This is a genomic window from Vibrio sp. SCP2, assembly GCF_059295395.1.
Genome location: NZ_JCAFVV010000001.1, coordinates 484,266 through 499,073, shown reverse-complemented (window position 1 = coordinate 499,073; position 14,808 = coordinate 484,266). Strand labels below are relative to the sequence as shown.

At 44.7% G+C, this 14,808-nt stretch carries 19 protein-coding genes; 7 read left to right on the top strand and 12 right to left on the bottom strand.

Features of this window, described 5'->3' with window-relative positions:
* The 7 genes from AC5O63_RS02480 to AC5O63_RS02450 all read right to left on the bottom strand — a co-directional run bounded on the left by AC5O63_RS02480 (position 1) and on the right by AC5O63_RS02450 (position 5,356).
* Positions 1-738, bottom strand: a complete 738-nt coding sequence (locus AC5O63_RS02480; RefSeq protein WP_494503790.1) for a substrate-binding periplasmic protein — start codon at positions 736-738, stop codon at positions 1-3.
* A 65-nt stretch (positions 739-803) separates the two neighbouring features.
* Positions 804-1,586, bottom strand: a complete 783-nt coding sequence (locus tag AC5O63_RS02475; RefSeq protein WP_069669147.1) for a heme ABC transporter ATP-binding protein — start codon at positions 1,584-1,586, stop codon at positions 804-806.
* A complete protein-coding gene (locus tag AC5O63_RS02470; RefSeq protein ID WP_494503789.1) occupies positions 1,586-2,623 on the bottom strand; it encodes a FecCD family ABC transporter permease in 1,038 nt (345 codons plus the stop codon). The genes AC5O63_RS02475 and AC5O63_RS02470 overlap by 1 nt, the downstream gene beginning before the upstream one ends.
* 12 nt (positions 2,624-2,635) lie before the next feature.
* Entirely contained in the window at positions 2,636-3,481 is an 846-nt protein-coding gene (locus AC5O63_RS02465) for a heme/hemin ABC transporter substrate-binding protein (protein WP_494503788.1), read from the bottom strand.
* Between the two features lie 11 nt (positions 3,482-3,492).
* Positions 3,493-3,906 carry an ExbD/TolR family protein gene (locus AC5O63_RS02460; protein ID WP_494503787.1) on the bottom strand — a complete coding sequence of 138 codons (414 nt, stop codon included), beginning with the start codon at positions 3,904-3,906 and terminating at the stop codon, positions 3,493-3,495.
* A complete protein-coding gene (locus AC5O63_RS02455; RefSeq protein ID WP_494503786.1) occupies positions 3,903-4,604 on the bottom strand; it encodes a MotA/TolQ/ExbB proton channel family protein in 702 nt (233 codons plus the stop codon). Before AC5O63_RS02455 ends, AC5O63_RS02460 begins: the two co-directional genes overlap by 4 nt.
* On the bottom strand, positions 4,604-5,356 hold the full coding sequence (locus AC5O63_RS02450; RefSeq protein ID WP_494503785.1) for an energy transducer TonB: 753 nt from the start codon (positions 5,354-5,356) through the stop codon (positions 4,604-4,606). The genes AC5O63_RS02455 and AC5O63_RS02450 overlap by 1 nt, the downstream gene beginning before the upstream one ends.
* Before the next feature lie 170 nt (positions 5,357-5,526).
* On the opposite strand from AC5O63_RS02450, the gene hutW reads away from it, so the two are divergent.
* The 4 genes from hutW (at position 5,527) to AC5O63_RS02430 (ending at position 8,583) form a co-directional block, all read left to right on the top strand.
* Positions 5,527-6,897 carry a heme anaerobic degradation radical SAM methyltransferase ChuW/HutW gene (gene hutW / locus AC5O63_RS02445; protein ID WP_494503784.1) on the top strand — a complete coding sequence of 457 codons (1,371 nt, stop codon included), beginning with the start codon at positions 5,527-5,529 and terminating at the stop codon, positions 6,895-6,897.
* A gap of 11 nt (positions 6,898-6,908) precedes the next feature.
* Positions 6,909-7,412 (top strand): heme utilization cystosolic carrier protein HutX, encoded by a 504-nt coding sequence (gene hutX, locus AC5O63_RS02440; protein WP_069669154.1) that lies wholly within the window; start codon positions 6,909-6,911, stop codon positions 7,410-7,412.
* Between the two features lie 34 nt (positions 7,413-7,446).
* Positions 7,447-7,977, top strand: coding sequence for a heme utilization protein HutZ (gene hutZ, locus AC5O63_RS02435; RefSeq protein WP_004745628.1), 531 nt, complete (start codon positions 7,447-7,449; stop codon positions 7,975-7,977).
* An 84-nt stretch (positions 7,978-8,061) separates the two neighbouring features.
* Positions 8,062-8,583: an ATP:cob(I)alamin adenosyltransferase gene (locus tag AC5O63_RS02430; RefSeq protein ID WP_239824227.1), complete on the top strand. Its 522-nt coding sequence runs from the start codon at positions 8,062-8,064 to the stop codon at positions 8,581-8,583.
* Positions 8,584-8,631: 48 nt separating this feature from the next.
* On the opposite strand, the gene AC5O63_RS02425 is transcribed toward AC5O63_RS02430, so the two are convergent.
* Together AC5O63_RS02425 and AC5O63_RS02420 are read right to left on the bottom strand one after the other, a co-directional pair.
* The gene (locus tag AC5O63_RS02425; RefSeq protein ID WP_494503783.1) at positions 8,632-9,183 is read right to left on the bottom strand and encodes a DUF924 family protein; all 552 of its coding nucleotides are present in this window, start codon (positions 9,181-9,183) and stop codon (positions 8,632-8,634) included.
* Between the two features lie 16 nt (positions 9,184-9,199).
* Positions 9,200-10,618 (bottom strand): aminotransferase-like domain-containing protein, encoded by a 1,419-nt coding sequence (locus AC5O63_RS02420; RefSeq protein WP_494503782.1) that lies wholly within the window; start codon positions 10,616-10,618, stop codon positions 9,200-9,202.
* Between the two features lie 99 nt (positions 10,619-10,717).
* On the opposite strand from AC5O63_RS02420, the gene AC5O63_RS02415 reads away from it, so the two are divergent.
* The 3 genes from AC5O63_RS02415 (at position 10,718) to AC5O63_RS02405 (ending at position 12,827) form a co-directional block, all read left to right on the top strand.
* Positions 10,718-11,632 (top strand): DMT family transporter, encoded by a 915-nt coding sequence (locus tag AC5O63_RS02415; protein WP_494503781.1) that lies wholly within the window; start codon positions 10,718-10,720, stop codon positions 11,630-11,632.
* A gap of 98 nt (positions 11,633-11,730) precedes the next feature.
* Entirely contained in the window at positions 11,731-11,976 is a 246-nt protein-coding gene (locus AC5O63_RS02410; protein WP_494504558.1) for a hypothetical protein, read from the top strand.
* Between the two features lie 107 nt (positions 11,977-12,083).
* Positions 12,084-12,827: a substrate-binding periplasmic protein gene (locus AC5O63_RS02405; RefSeq protein WP_494504557.1), complete on the top strand. Its 744-nt coding sequence runs from the start codon at positions 12,084-12,086 to the stop codon at positions 12,825-12,827.
* A 30-nt stretch (positions 12,828-12,857) separates the two neighbouring features.
* Here AC5O63_RS02405 and AC5O63_RS02400 read toward each other — a convergent pair whose 3' ends face one another.
* From AC5O63_RS02400 to AC5O63_RS02390, 3 genes are all read right to left on the bottom strand, one after another.
* Positions 12,858-13,406, bottom strand: a complete 549-nt coding sequence (locus AC5O63_RS02400; RefSeq protein WP_494503780.1) for an MSHA operon transcriptional regulator — start codon at positions 13,404-13,406, stop codon at positions 12,858-12,860.
* Positions 13,407-13,691: 285 nt separating this feature from the next.
* Positions 13,692-14,291, bottom strand: coding sequence for a hypothetical protein (locus AC5O63_RS02395; protein ID WP_494503779.1), 600 nt, complete (start codon positions 14,289-14,291; stop codon positions 13,692-13,694).
* A 127-nt stretch (positions 14,292-14,418) separates the two neighbouring features.
* On the bottom strand, positions 14,419-14,712 hold the full coding sequence (locus AC5O63_RS02390; RefSeq protein WP_004748556.1) for a YfcZ/YiiS family protein: 294 nt from the start codon (positions 14,710-14,712) through the stop codon (positions 14,419-14,421).
* Positions 14,713-14,808 lie beyond the last annotated feature (96 nt).

Sequence of the window (14,808 nt, the reverse complement as noted above, 5' to 3'; positions counted from 1 at the left end):
CTACTCTCGTTGTCGAATAGTGCGAAGGTGTTGATCTAAATACCGCTTTAGTTCATGCCTTTGCTCTAATTTACGTGATATAAGCATGTAGAATTTGTGTGGTTTCATTTCGGGAACGGCGACAGAAACTAACTCATCCGTTATTAGGTCTATCCCCCACATCTCCTTTATCGCGTGCAGAATCTCTGCCCAGTTTAGGTAAATGTCGCACTTTCCCTGTCTCACTTGCTCAAGACAATCATGAACGGAATGACCTACGCGCGTAATGTTACTCAGTTGGAAATCGGAATAGTTATATCCGTGGTTGCCACAGACTCGGTATTGGGCAAGATCTTTGACATTTGAGATAACCAGCCCATCGGGAAACCGTTCTGTTGAGTAGACATAATGTGGGGTAATGGCGTAATACCAGTCTGTGTAGAGGTAATCTTTATCTCTTCGTACATTGAAAGAGGCACTAAGGGCTAAGTCGAATTCCCCATTTTTTGCCCCGCGTAGACATCGTGACCAAGAGGTCATGGTGATATCGTAGCTTAACCCTTTCTTGGTAAAGACTTCTTCCAATATGTCGACATCATAGCCTCGTGCTTTGTCGTTCAGTACATAGGTATAAGGTGGCCAGTCGATGGCATCTCCACAGACACGGATATGAGGAAGGTTATCGTGAGGGGCAGCGAGTCCCCCAAAACTGAGTAACAAGCTAAGAACAGTAATCAAAGGGCCAGTGATCCGAACCATCTTATAGCGCCTCTCAAGCACGATAACTTGAGTATAGCCAAGGTTCTCTGACCCTTCTAAATTACCTAAGCAGCTGGATAAATGAGAGGGAAGTCGAGCGTGGGGTGCGGTGCAACAATGGAGTCATAACCGTAAACACGTTTAATCATCTCGGGTTGGAGAGCTTTCCACGGCGCGTCATCACAAACTAGCTTGCCATCATGAAGCACGATTAAGCGATCTGAGTATTGAGCGGCTAAGTTCAAATCATGCAGCACGACAATAACAGCAGTATCGTGTTCATCGGCTAGTTTGCGCGCAATCTTCAACGTATTGTGCTGGTGGGCTAAATCTAACGCAGAAGTTGGTTCATCAAGCATTAAGATCTTATTTTCACCTGCCTGGTCAAGCTGAACAAGAACGCGAGCTAAATGAAGACGCTGTTTCTCACCGCCAGACAGTGATGGGTACAAACGGTCACTTAAGTGAGTGACGTCCGTCATCTCCATATACTTGTTCGCGAGCTTTTGTGCAGACTTGTTTGGCACATTTAATGGAATCGCCCCAAGCTCAACTACTTCATGGGCAAGAAATGGGAAACTCAATGTGCTGTGTTGTGGCAGCATTCCGAGGTGCTTAGCCAAGTCCGCAGGTTTCCATTGCTCTCGCGGTTGGTTGAAGTAGTGAATGTCACAGCGTGACGGTATTTCTCCGCAAAGCAGTTTAAGCAATGTACTCTTGCCCGCGCCATTAGGTCCTAGAAGTGTAGTGACTTCTCCGGCACGAATATCGATATTAATATCATCCAATACCTTGCGAGCGCCGAACTTCATGGAAATATGCTTACCTGATAAAACAACTTTACTCATCAGATGATTTTTCCTTTTTGCTTGAAGAGTAGATAGATGAAGAAAGGCGCACCGATGAGTGCAGTAACAATACCAACAGGCAACTCTGCAGGAGCGACGGCAACGCGAGAGAACATATCGGCAAACGTAAGCAGTAAAGCGCCCATCAGTGCCGAGATTGGCAATAGGGTTCGGTGATCTGGACCCGATAGCATTCTACCTAAGTGAGGGATGACCAAGCCGATAAAGCCAATCATGCCAGAAACACTTACAGTGACACCAACACCAACAGCGGTTAACAGAATCAGCTGACGCTTCAAGCGCTGTACAGGAATGCCCAGATGGTTGGCTTCCGCTTCGCCTAGCAAAAGAGCGTTCAGTGACATCGCCTTACGCACAAATATGATCATCAATAAAACCAGCGTGATCGCACATAAGATGATGCTTGTCCAATTTGCGCCTGCCAATGACCCCATCGACCAGAGTGATAAGTCACGCAGCATTTGGTCATCAGCAATAAAGTTCATGTAACCGATTCCCGCACCCGACAGAGCACTAATCGCCACACCGGCTAACAGCATGATAGTCACAGACGTGCCCATCTTGCTTGTGCCTAACTTATAGACAAGAACAGTCGTCAACGCACCACCAAGAAAGGCAAATATCGGTACGGCAGCTAAGTTCATAAATTGAGGGTATTGCTCACTAAGATCAGCGAACAGAACAATAGCTAACGCAGCCCCTAATGATGCCCCTGCTGAGACACCGATAATACCGGGTTCAGCAAGGGGGTTGCGAAACAAACCTTGCATCACAGTGCCACAGATAGCGAGTATTGCGCCTACCAGCATGCATAAGATAGTGCGTGGAAAGCGTATTTCATGGATAACCAAATTCACATGTGGGGCTAACTGTTCTGAACGAAACATAAGGCTTTGGACACTTTCCCAAAAGCCAATGTTCATAGGGCCAACAGTGACGGAACTGATCGCAGTAACAACCAAGACAATACCAAATATGGCAACAGCAGCGCTAAGCGGCAGACGGCGTAGAAGCATAGTAGTGACTCGTTATTTCAAAAGCTGGCTTAAGCGCTCAGCTTCAGACAGGCTTTTTAGTCCCAGTCCGCCGACTAATGCGTGACCATCAATTTTAATGAACTGTTTGTTCTGTCCTGCTGGTGTCGCCGCGAGCATTGGCATTTTCTTTAGTATTTCGTCAGCACCACCCAGTTTGTTATAGCTGCGCCCGCTGACCAAAATAATGTCTGGCTGCATTTCGACCATAGCTTCGGTAGAAAGCGGTTTGTATGAACTTAACTGGCTAGCGGCTGGGTTAACACCACCTGCGAGTTCAATAATCGCGTTAGGGGTGGTATCACGTCCGGCGACGTTAGCAGGTCTTCCTTCGTGGATAAGTAGGAACAGCACTTTCTTTGCTAACTTTTGCTGGGATTTGTTCTTTTCTAAACTAGCAATCTGCTCGGTTACTTGCTTTTTCAACTCGCTTGCTTGCTGCTCTGCTTGAGTGAGTGCGGCGATTTCATCAATACGTTCAAGAAGACCTTCTGGAGTTGGCTTTGTATTGACGATATCAACTTCAACACCTGCTGAGCGAAGCTGGCTGAGAGCCGTCTCTGGCCCCATCTCATCCGAGCCGATCAAGCGATTCGGGCCGAGAGCCAAAAGACCTTCTGCTGATAAACGTCGGTGATAACCTATTTTTGGCAGTTGTAAGGATCCCGGTAGTTCGCTTGTGACATCAACCGCGACCAGTTTCTCTTGCTGATTTAAAGCGATAAGCAATTCTGTAACGGCACTTCCTGCACTGACAATTCTTTCGCTAGCGAATGATGTTGAAGCCATTAACGATAAAGAAAGGGCGGTTAAGGTTTTTATAAGGGCTTTTTTATACATGTTGAACTCGATTATTTAGATTCTTCCGTGAGTAGCTGTGTCGCTTGAATACCGTTTTCTTGCAAAAAGGCGAGCAACTTCACTAGGTGCTGAACTTCGGCTGTTTTATCTGCACCTATCACGATGGGCTGTTTGTTAGATTTATATTCTTCCAGTAACGCTAGGGTGAAATTCTCCCAGTCTATGTATTCTTTTCCATCAATTGCCCAGTGAGGTTCTGCCTCCAAGATGTTGACGGTTAGAGATTTAGTATCCACGTCTGACACTACTTGCGAGTCAGTGGTCGGCAGGTCAACTTCAAGTGAGTCGAGCTTTACTGCTGCGGTGAGCATCAAAAACACCATGACGATAAAAATAATATCGAGCAGAGGCGTAAGATCAGGGGTTAAGCCGAAGCGATTTTCTTCCTGCTTAACCTTGATCATGAACTCGCCTCAGTGGTTAAGTTCGCGGAGGGCTTTATTGTGGTCAAAGCGTTATCTGGTGAGACATGCTGAAGGATAATTCCTTCCAACCATAGGTTTACGTAGTTAAGAGTGTGCTCTAATTTCGCCATGACTTTATCGGCCCACAAACCAAGAAGCTGGGCTCCAGCAATCGCAGGTAGTGCAATAAGAAGACCAGCGGCTGTGGTTCTCATTGCCAAGCCAAGTCCGTCTGCTAGGTCATTAGGGGTAATGTTGCCGGTTGAGGCCGCGACGCCTTTAAACATCTCTATCAGACCTAATACCGTTCCCAGTAAGCCAATCAGTGGGCTAATCACCCCAATCAGAGTCAGTAGCCTTAACCCTGAATTAAGCTGGTGGCGTTTTTCTTGTAACCACATACCTGCGGCGTCTTCACGTAGAGCTTTCGAAAATGAGTGGTGAGCAAGCAACATGGCCACACCTTTGTAGAGCAAAGGTCGGCGAGGTGAGAGTTTTTCTGCCAACGCCTCGATTTGATGACTGTCAGTTGGGCTAATCTGCTTTAGTTCGCTACGAATGGCTCGCTTGCCAACACCTAGGCTAATCATGACTTGAAAAAGACGCTCAGCAATAATCATTAATGTGAGTGCTGAGCAGATGATCAATGGCCAAGCCATAAGACCTAATTGTTGTTGCAATTGCTGTAATTGTTCCATTATCGATCCAACTTAAAACGAACAGGGATTTGAACGCGATGAGCCATTTTTTGCCCATCGACAGAGTGTGGTGAAAATCGCCACTTCTTGATTGCTGTCAGTGCTGACTTATCAAGCATTTCAGTGCCTGAAGATGAGATAAGGACTTGTTTAACTTGTTTACCATCTTCATCTAGCCAAATTTCGTAAAGGGCGATGCCTTCAATACCACGTTTTCTCGCCAATCGCGGATACTTGGGAGCAGAAGGGCGAGTGAGAAACGAAGGTTTGGTGACCATTACGGGTTGAGAGCTTGCCCCTTGATTAACCAACTCTGGCTGGGCTTTCGATTCGTGTTGCTTAGGCGCTTGCTTTTTTTCAACGACCTTTTGCGCGGGTTTCTCTTTTGGTTGGTCAGCCACAGGTTGTTTCTTAGGTACAGGTTTCGCTTTGGAGACCTTTTTTTCTACCTTGGGCTTTTTCTTGACGACTTTCTTTTCGACTGGTTTAGGTTGTTTTACGACTTTTTTGGGCTCAGGCGGAGTCACTTGTTCTTTAGTCGGTTCTGGTTCAGCTTTTGGTTGTGACTGTGTTACCGGTTGTTCTACTGGTGTGGCAGGCGGCGTCGCGACTGCTTTAAAATTTATCGACACAGAACTTGATTGTGCCCCGGCAGGCATTGCAAAGGCTTTTGGCTCTTGTGCAACGAACACGAACGCAGCGTGGATAGCTAACGAAATGCTACCTGCAATGGTGTATCGCTTGACGTTCACTTGAGTTCTCCATGATTCATATCGTTGACCAGACGGATTAGAATTATTACCCATAATGCAAATAAGATCAATTATCAATTGCATTATCATTAGCGCCAATTTATGATCGTTTTCAGTTTTTAAGAATTTAGCGTGAGGCTAGAGCTGACAAGCGCTGAGAGATTTATGAAATGCTTGATATTTATAAATTTGATGAATCAATTTTGGCGGCAGATACGCCAGATCCACTTCGCTTTGCTTTTGCCAAAAAGTCCTCCCCTCATGCAGGTGGTATGGCAGCCCCTTTATTGCCTGAGCAGAAAGCTGAAGTATTAAATAGACTCTATGCCTCACAAGGGGAAAAAAATGATAAGCGTTGCTTATATATCCATATTCCTTTTTGCCGAGTCCGTTGTACCTTTTGTAACTTTTTCCAAAATGCTGCCAGCCGAAAGCTAGTTGATGATTATTTCGAAGCCTTGATGGTTGAAATTAAGCACAAAGCGGCGATGCCCTGGACGCAATCTGGAACTTTCCATGCGGTTTATATTGGTGGGGGAACGCCCACCGATCTGTCGGCGGAGCAAATCGAGCGATTAGGCAAAGCCATTCGAGCAAATTTCCCTCTATCGACTGATTGTGAGATCACTCTAGAAGGACGAATTAACCGCTTTAGTGATGAAACATTTGAGCGCGCTTTAGAGGGTGGTTTTAACCGCTTTTCATTCGGTATTCAGAGCTTTAATACTCAGGTTAGACGTAGTGCAAAACGCCTCGACGACCGAGATGCGGTACTGGAACGTGTGAGCTCCTTAAGTGCCACTGACCAAGCGCCTATTATTTTAGACCTACTTTATGGCTTGCCTTACCAAACCTTAGAGGTGTTTGAGCAAGATCTAAACGACTTCATGTCGACAGGTGCTCACGGGTTAGATTTATACCAGTTAGTGGTTGGTGGTAACGCACCAATGTTGAATCTGGTCGAGAAAGGAAAGATCCCCACACCAGCAACGACACCTGACAAAGCATCAATGTACCAGCTTGGTTCAGAATTTATGCGAAAGCATCACATGCGACAGCTAAGCGTTAACCATTGGGCTAGAGACAACCGTGAACGCAGCCAATACAACTCGTTAGCAAAAACCTATGCTGAGGTATTACCTATTGGCTGCGGGGCAGGCGGCAACATTGGTGGCTACGGTATGATGAATCATCGAACACTAGAAACCTACATGACAGCAATGAAGTCTGGTGACTCATTAGTCGCGATGATGACTAAGCAGCACTCGTTGGAACCGATTTTTTCTGTACTGAAATCAGGCTTCGACCGCGGTGTGTTATCGCGTGCGGCAATGCCTAAATTTTTAGGACTATCCTCATTTGATTTCTTATTACCTTTATTCCACAACTGGCAAGAAAAAGGGCTAGTTCAAATCGAAGGTGATTATCTCTCATTAACTTTGGCTGGGCATTTTTGGGCAGTAAGCCTCGCTCAAGCTTGTATTCAAGTACTACAGTCAACGTATCAAGAAAAAAACGCGCTCGAATCAGTCGCGATGTAAATGGAAAAACTATGGAAGCACTAAAACAGCAGGTTGCTCAGCTTATCGAGCAAGAACCCACTCTACTACCCGCAGCAATTGCTGAGAAACTCAATGTCTCTGAGTTTGAAGCGGTAGCGGCCTTACCTGAAGAAATGATTGCTTTGGTGGATGGAGAACAAGCTCAGCATATCTTAGAGAGCTTAGTTGGATTCGGCCCTGTAACGACAATTGTTCATTCTTTTGGTTCAATCTTTGAAGTAAAAGCGCCGTTTCCTAAAGGAAAAGTTGCGCGTGGTTACTACAACTTGATGGGACGTGAAGGCGAACTACACGGCCATCTGAAGCTAGATAATGTTAAGAACATTGCTTTAGTGAGTAAACCTTTCATGGGTAGAGAAAGCCACTACTTTGGTTTCTTCTGTGAAGCGGGAAATAACATATTTAAGATCTACCTAGGTCGCAATGAAAAGCGTGAATTGATTGAATCGCAGGTAGCGACATTCAAACAATGGCAGCAAGAGTTTAAAAAGTAATTCAGAATAATAAGAGAAAGTTAGGAGCCTCAACATGGATCAACAAGTTAAACAAGAACGCCTTCAAGGACGTCTAGAACCGGAAATTAAAGAGTTTCGTCAAGAGCGACGTACGCTGCAACTGGCGACAGTCGACGAAAACGGTCGTCCAAACGTAAGCTACGCGCCATATGTGCAAAACCAAGATGGCTATTTCGTGCTTATCTCTGAAATTGCTCGTCATGCGCGTAACCTGCAGGTAAACCCAAATGTTTCTATCATGATGATTGAAGATGAAGATACCTCTAAGCAGCTGTTTGCACGTAAGCGTTTAACGTTTGATGCAGTCGCTTCTGTAGTAGAGCGTGATACTGAGCAGTGGACTCAAGTCGTTGCACAAATGCAGGGGCGTTTCGGTGAAATCATCGACGGTCTAAGCCAGTTGCAAGACTTCGTTCTATTCAACCTTAAAGCCGACAAAGGTCTGTTTGTAAAAGGTTTTGGTCAAGCATATCAAGTGTCAGGTGATGATTTAGTAGACTTTGTTCACCTAGAAGAAGGACATAAAAAGGTTTCAAACGCTTAAGTTTGTTTTAAGTTTAAGAGCCTAGTAAGCTAATTCTATTCAAAGGAGCCACATTGGCTCCTTTATTTTTGCCAAGGATTTATTATGCGCCCTGTAAGTAAAGAGCATGGAGAGATCTGCTACCCGTTTATCTATGAAGATAGCCCAGTGTGTGATTTTGAAATTGCTGCCGATGAACTGTGTAGTCGAATCGGTCTCGTGCTGACCATGGAATTAGACGCACTGTGCCGCGATATTTTAAGCCGCGTGCAGCCGAATGTTTATCACTTGAATGGCTCCGTTCGAGGTAAATTAGCGATTGATGAGCAGCAACTCCAAGAACTCTATCAAGACTATAACCTGTTGCGAGATAAGTTAGATGGCGGGTTTCGAGGCTTTGTCCTTCCCGGCGGTCATCCTATTTCTGCAGAGCTGCATCTATGCCGAACTCAGGCGAAGAAAATAGTCCGCGCCTTGGTTGCGGTTGAACATTCAGGTAAAAAGTCTCCAGCGCCAATTCTATTCCGCTACGCAAACTTACTCGCTAACGTGATGTATACATTGGCTTCTTACACCAATTTGCTTCATGAAGTGGATGAAGTCGAGTTTGTCAGTCGCAGTTACTAAACCTAGATTACAAAGATTATAGTAGGGGGCTATACAGGCCCCACATTGTTAGAAGCTAGAGCCAGGCTGTGTAAGGAACTCTATTTCTTCAGGAGTGCTAGAGCGCTCAAGAATGTCATTGCGATGTGGATAACGTCCAAATCTGTCAATAATCACCTTATGCTTCAGTTCAAACTCGTAATTGTTTTCCATTCCCGCCACGTTAAACAGCTCAACCGCTTGCTGATGGATGATCGCTGACTCGCTGTGCATAAATGGCATATAGAGAAAGCTTCTTTGCTTGGTTTCTAACTCCTGGTCCAGCCCAAGTGAAATCGCCTCTTGCGCGAGGGCGAGTGCCAAAGGGTCTTGGGCAAAGGCCTTAGGCGTGTTGCGATAGATATTGCGAGAAAACTGGTCTAACACAATGATTTCAGCAAGTCGTCCTTGGCTAGAGTCTCTCCAAGTGAACAGTTCACTTTGTGCGGCGCTTTTAAGTAAATCGCCAAAACGAGATGTGATTGTCTTATCTAGTTCTGAGTTGCTGACAAACCAGTCTTTGGGCTTTAACTCGTTAAACCAAAAATCGAGAACGTCTGTTGCATTGGGAAGTGTACTCATAATTCTATCCGTATAATTAGGGAGTTAACTGATGATGGATAAGAGTGGCGAGCTTTTCAACCCCAAGTTTCCAATCTGGGTTCGATAAAAAGTTGGAGCAGCTAAAGCGTATGCAATGTGAGTATTGTCCTGAGGTATCAAAAATGGTGCCGGGTAAAATGCTGATTCCTAGTGATTTTGTTTGCTGATACAAAGCACTACTATCGAAACCATTGGGTAACGCGAGCCAGAGTAAAAACGAACCTTGCGGCAAGAGTAGTTTAAACTTACCGTTTAAACTCGGGTACTGGTTAAGGCTACTGCTTAGCTGTTGGTAAAACAGCTTAGTGTTAGTTTGGTACAAGCGCTGCATGCGTTGCACGTGCTGGCGATACTTGCCAGAACCGAGGAAATCAGCCACGGCAGATTGCATTAGATTCAGGCTGCCCATGTTGTCACACATGAGGAACTTTTCAATTTGTGCTTGGTATTGTCCTGCCAGTATCCAGCCTATACGCAAGCGAGAATCAAGCATCTTAGAAAGCGAATTCACGTAGATGATCCGATCTTGCGTATCAAGAGTCTTCAGTGGCGGGATCCCTTTATCAAATGCAAGTGCACCAAAAACATCATCTTCAATGATGGGAATAGACCCTGTTACCTCTAGTAATTTCAAACGGTTGTCTAACGGCATTCTCGCCCCGGTCGGATTGGTAAAGTTGGGAGTGACGAGCAGTGCTCTTACATCCCAGCTATATAGCGCATCTTGCAGTGATTGAGTATCGATACCAGTACGAGGACAGCTTGGAATCTCGACTACTTTCAATCCTAAGGACTCCATCAATAGTAAGTTACCAAAGTAACAAGGTGACTCAACCGCAATGATGTCTCCTGTCTTGGTCAAAGCACGAAGCGCTAAACTGATCGCTTGTTGGGCACCATGAGTAATGGCTATTTCATTTTTGCCTGCAATCACACCGAGATCTTGGCTAATCTTAGTCAGGTGTTTGAGTAACAGCTCGTTGCCAGGAGGCAGTTGATAGTGGCTTGGGGTATGGCTTTGACGTCGGCTATGGCGACCTATTTCTGCATAAAGACTTTTAATCGCAGGCGTATCTATATTTGGATGAGCAGAACCTGTCGCCAAGAGCTCCTGTTGGTGTGAGTAAGTAAGGATCTCTTTACAAACCGAAAGCAAATCAACGTTGTTTGGTGCATGTACCGACGGCGCTTGAGAGTGACGAGCAGACACGCGATAACCTGATTTAGGCACCGTATAGATCATGCCTTGTGCTTCGAGCTCTTGATAAGCACGAATGACGGTGTTTTTACTCACGGTTAATGTATCGCTTAGTGAGCGAATCGAAGGTAGCTTATCTTCATCTGCCAACAAGCCAGTATCAATCTTCTGTCTGATGTATTGCTCAACCATCAGATACTTATTACTCGCATTCATTAATCTGTACCCAATAAATAATCCAAATCTGTATCTTTAAGCTTTTTCTGTACCTATTAAAGTAAACCTATATTAGCGATTAAATCCAGAGGAAAGTTCATGTTAGTGCGGCTCATCCCATTTGTGTTTGTAGTTCTTTGGGCTTCAGGCTTTGTAGGTGCAAGGTTTGGGCTTCAGTATGCCGAGCCTGCGACATTGCTTTCTTTGCGCATGGTGTTGAATGTCGCCTTGTTCGCGGTTTTGATTGTGTTCTTACGCCGCCGATTGCCAACAGGTAAAGCTTTACTGCATTGCGCAGTGGTTGGGGTACTTATTCATGGTTTCTATCTTGGTGGAACCTACCTTGCCATTGACCTAGGCATGCCAGCAGGGTTGAGTTCATTGCTGGTTGGCCTACAGCCGATATTGACAGCGGTGATATTAGTTTCTTTCATAGGACAATCATTTAAAGCCGCTCAATGGATGGGATTAGCGCTTGGCTTTATCGGGATAAGTCTAGTCTTGATGGGTAAAGTAGATTGGCAATCTGAAACGCATAAGACAGCGGCGATCATCCTTTGTTTGATCTCTTTGGTCGGTATTACTGTTGGGACTCTGTATCAGAAAAAATTCTGCCAAGGCGTCGATATGGTGGGCAGTGCGGCGGTTCAGTATTTTGCGGCGAGCCTGTTGTTTATCCCCTATGCGGCGAATTTTGAATCCATGCAGGTCGACTGGAGTTTACAGTTTATTCTTACCATGATTTGGCTAGTAGTGGTGCTGTCATGTGTTGCGATTCTGCTGCTGCTTTATATGGTTGAGCATGGAGCGGCATCCAGTGTGGCTTCCGTCTTTTACCTAGTGCCGCCAACAACGGCTGTTCAAGCTTGGTTGATGTTTGGCGAGTCTTTTGATGGCCTTGGTGTGCTTGGTTTTGCCTTTGCTGCTCTCGCGGTGTATTTGGTTGGCAAAGCGCCGGAGTTTAGATTGTTTAAGCGCAGAAAAGATAAAATCACTAATCCACACACTTTGTAGGTATTGGCAAATTTGGCTAAAGATCTATAATCCCGCTCCTTATTGTTGTTTGAGCTTTTTGTGTGAAAGAAAGTAGAAAACCAGATCGAGTCGCCGCAATGAAAGGCATTATTGAGCAGGTAAAAGATACCTTACCTCTTTATGCGCCAGAAACGTTTGTCTGTGGCATTAAAGGTAATTGTGTCGGTTGTCCAAAGAAGTTGTTAGAAATGGTCGACTCTGAGCTGAGTTATTGGGAGTCGGCGATAGATAGAGGCATCACTCCGCAGTTCGATGAGATTCGTCGATTTGGCAAAATGTGCTCAAGTGTTAAGCGCGGCTTAAGTCGAAACGGTCTAATTTAATTGAATCTCCCCCTTTAGAACTGGTCATCTCTAGACTAACTTTAGTATTAGATGGCATTTAGGGGGAGAACATTGTGATTCACAACATCTCTGTTTACCACTTGCTTATGGCGCTTGCTGTTTGGTTGTTGTCTCCAAGCGTGCTGAGCAAGGACAACGATCTGCGAGAAGTCTCGTTTTATACCGAGGCTTATCCGCCTGCCAATTTCCTCAAAGATGATAAGATTACTGGCTACTCTGTTGAGATACTGATGGAGGCGAGTGCCTTGGTCGGTGAGCCTGTTACCTTATCTCAAATGACCCTTCAACCTTGGGCGCGTTCGTATCGTACTGTACTGACGCACAAAAACTCTGTTCTGTTTTCAACAACACGCTCTGAACATCGTGAAAACTTGTTTCAATGGGTAGGGCCAATCGTCGATATCAAAGTCGTTGTCCTCGCTAGAAAAGACTCAAACATCAAGATTAATGATGCGCTTGATATGGCGAATTACCGTATTGGCGTGATTCGAGACGATATCGGTGAGCAAAGTTTGCTAGAACTCGGTATTCCAAGAAACTCGATGCAAGAGGCCTCTTATGTCACCGTGTTAGCTGAGCAGTTAATGAAAAAGCGGATTGATTTACTGGTTTACGCGGAGCGAGCCGCTTACTGGTGGTCAAGGCAGGCAGGTGTTGACCCAGATATGTTTGAAGCAGTTTATGTGGTTAAAGAGGGCGATGTTTACTTTGCCGTTAATCGTAATACAGACAAAGAAATCGTCGATAAGCTACAAAAGGGGCTTGAACTGCTAAAACAACAAGATGCGTCGGGTAATAGTCGCTATCAACAAATACTCGATAAGTATTAAGGACAGCGATTCGCTGCCCTTATCATACGACTAGACTTTGGCTTTTTTGACAAAGTATGGATTGTCGAACTTTTTAGGGCTTCCCAATTCAGAAACCACCAACTTGTTCCATAACTGAATATCGAACTCACCTTTCTCTATCGAAGGGTAAAGTGTCTCTGCTTCTTCAAGGGCGAAGCGGATAAACTGCTTCTTCTTAATCTGGTTGTATTTACGTGCTACGCGATTGTGTTTCGAAATCCACTCTTGCTTAAACGCAATCAAGCCGGGTTCTGCTTGTTCAAGTGGTAAACGCGATAAGTAAATACGCTTGTATGATACCTTACGATCCATCATAGTTCGCATTGCAGTTTGAATGTACTTACCATGGTTGGTAATCGAGATATCATTATTATCGAAAAGTTGGACACTCCAACCCGACGGAAAAAAGTTAGGTTTTCGGTATTGCTTATTCCTAACTTCGATTGCTTGGTGCATGACAAGATCAGAAGTGCCGTTGAACGTCTGCTGCCATTTGCCTATTCGGATCTGTACAGCCGTTGGCAATCGATAAATATTGGTGAATTTATCTTGTTCCATATTAGGTACACTATTATACGTCTATGAATATGAAGACGGGAAAAAGGCGAACACGTGGAGCGCCTTAGACATTGCTTGTTTTTTATTCTGCCACAGTGTAATGACTAGCGCGTGTGCAATCTAGTGGATTGAGTCAATTATAAGTCAGAAATGTGGCGGCTTACTTTAGCGTTAGATTATACATGATAACGACTGGCTGTGCGATATGTGAGCGATAACAGTTGTATCATTTCATTTCGCTTTACTTCTATAGCTTAAACAATACCCGGTAAAGTGTATCCACTACTATGGGGCTACTGCGCCGCCTAGGGTTAAGTTTGTCGGCCATTTCGAAATACGGTTACCACCCAGAAAGATATTGCCTTTGACCGTCATGGTGTCGGGAAACTCGGTAATCTTTGACCCGCCGATATAAAGATTGCCTTCAACGGTCATTCCCTCTGGGAGTGTTTCAAGCGGGGTGCGTATCACGCTGAGATCCCCTTTTACACGTAATCTTGGCGGTAAAGAGGTGAGGGGAGTGTCTGTTAGATTAATATAGCCGCCGACTTTTACGCCAGAAGGCCATCTTGTGATTTTGGAGCCAAGCAGGTTGGCATAACCTTTAATGGTTACCCCTTTATCTATCTTACTTAGGCTGCAGTTGGTCGCGGTCAGGCTACCTTGAATATCGACGCCTTTGGGAATTCGCTTAATCGAGGTTTTAGCAATGTTTAGGTTACCTTTGATCACCAAACCACTGGGCAGTTCGGTGTAGGGCTTATTGCGCAAATCTAAGTTACCATAGTTATCTAGATGGTTAAGAATACGAAATTGATCTAAAGCGACAGCATGGGTATTCAGAGAGAATACGACTAACAAGATTGAAAACAGAATACGCAGCATAGTCGAATGAGGTTTGAAAGAGTGATACCTAATATTAAGTCTAGGCTTAAATAGTGCAACGATATTGGCTTGTTGAAACAAAAAAACGGGCTGAATAGCCCGTTTTAGATAAAAATCAAATAGTTGATTATCGCGCTAGAGAGCGAGTTTTCAGTTCAAAGATAAGCTTTTCAGCACTCACTTCAAACTTAAAACGAGCTGTTAGCTCAGTCGACTCTTCAGTGATTGGAGATACTTCAAATTCAACAGCCGCACAAACTTGCTTGGCTAACTCAACATACTTATCCAGTTCTGCTTGTAGTAGCGTTTGACCCGCTGCAAAGATAGTTACTTCAGCAACATCATCACCTTCTTTAATGATGAAACCCATTTCGCCTGCACAGCCACATGCTTCGCATACTTGTTCTGGTTCAGTGCTCATCTCAAATCAATCCTCTTACAAATAATAGGGCTATATTAACCAGTAATTAGATCTGAATCCATAAAAAGGACTCTGCTGACTTTAGAGAAAATAACA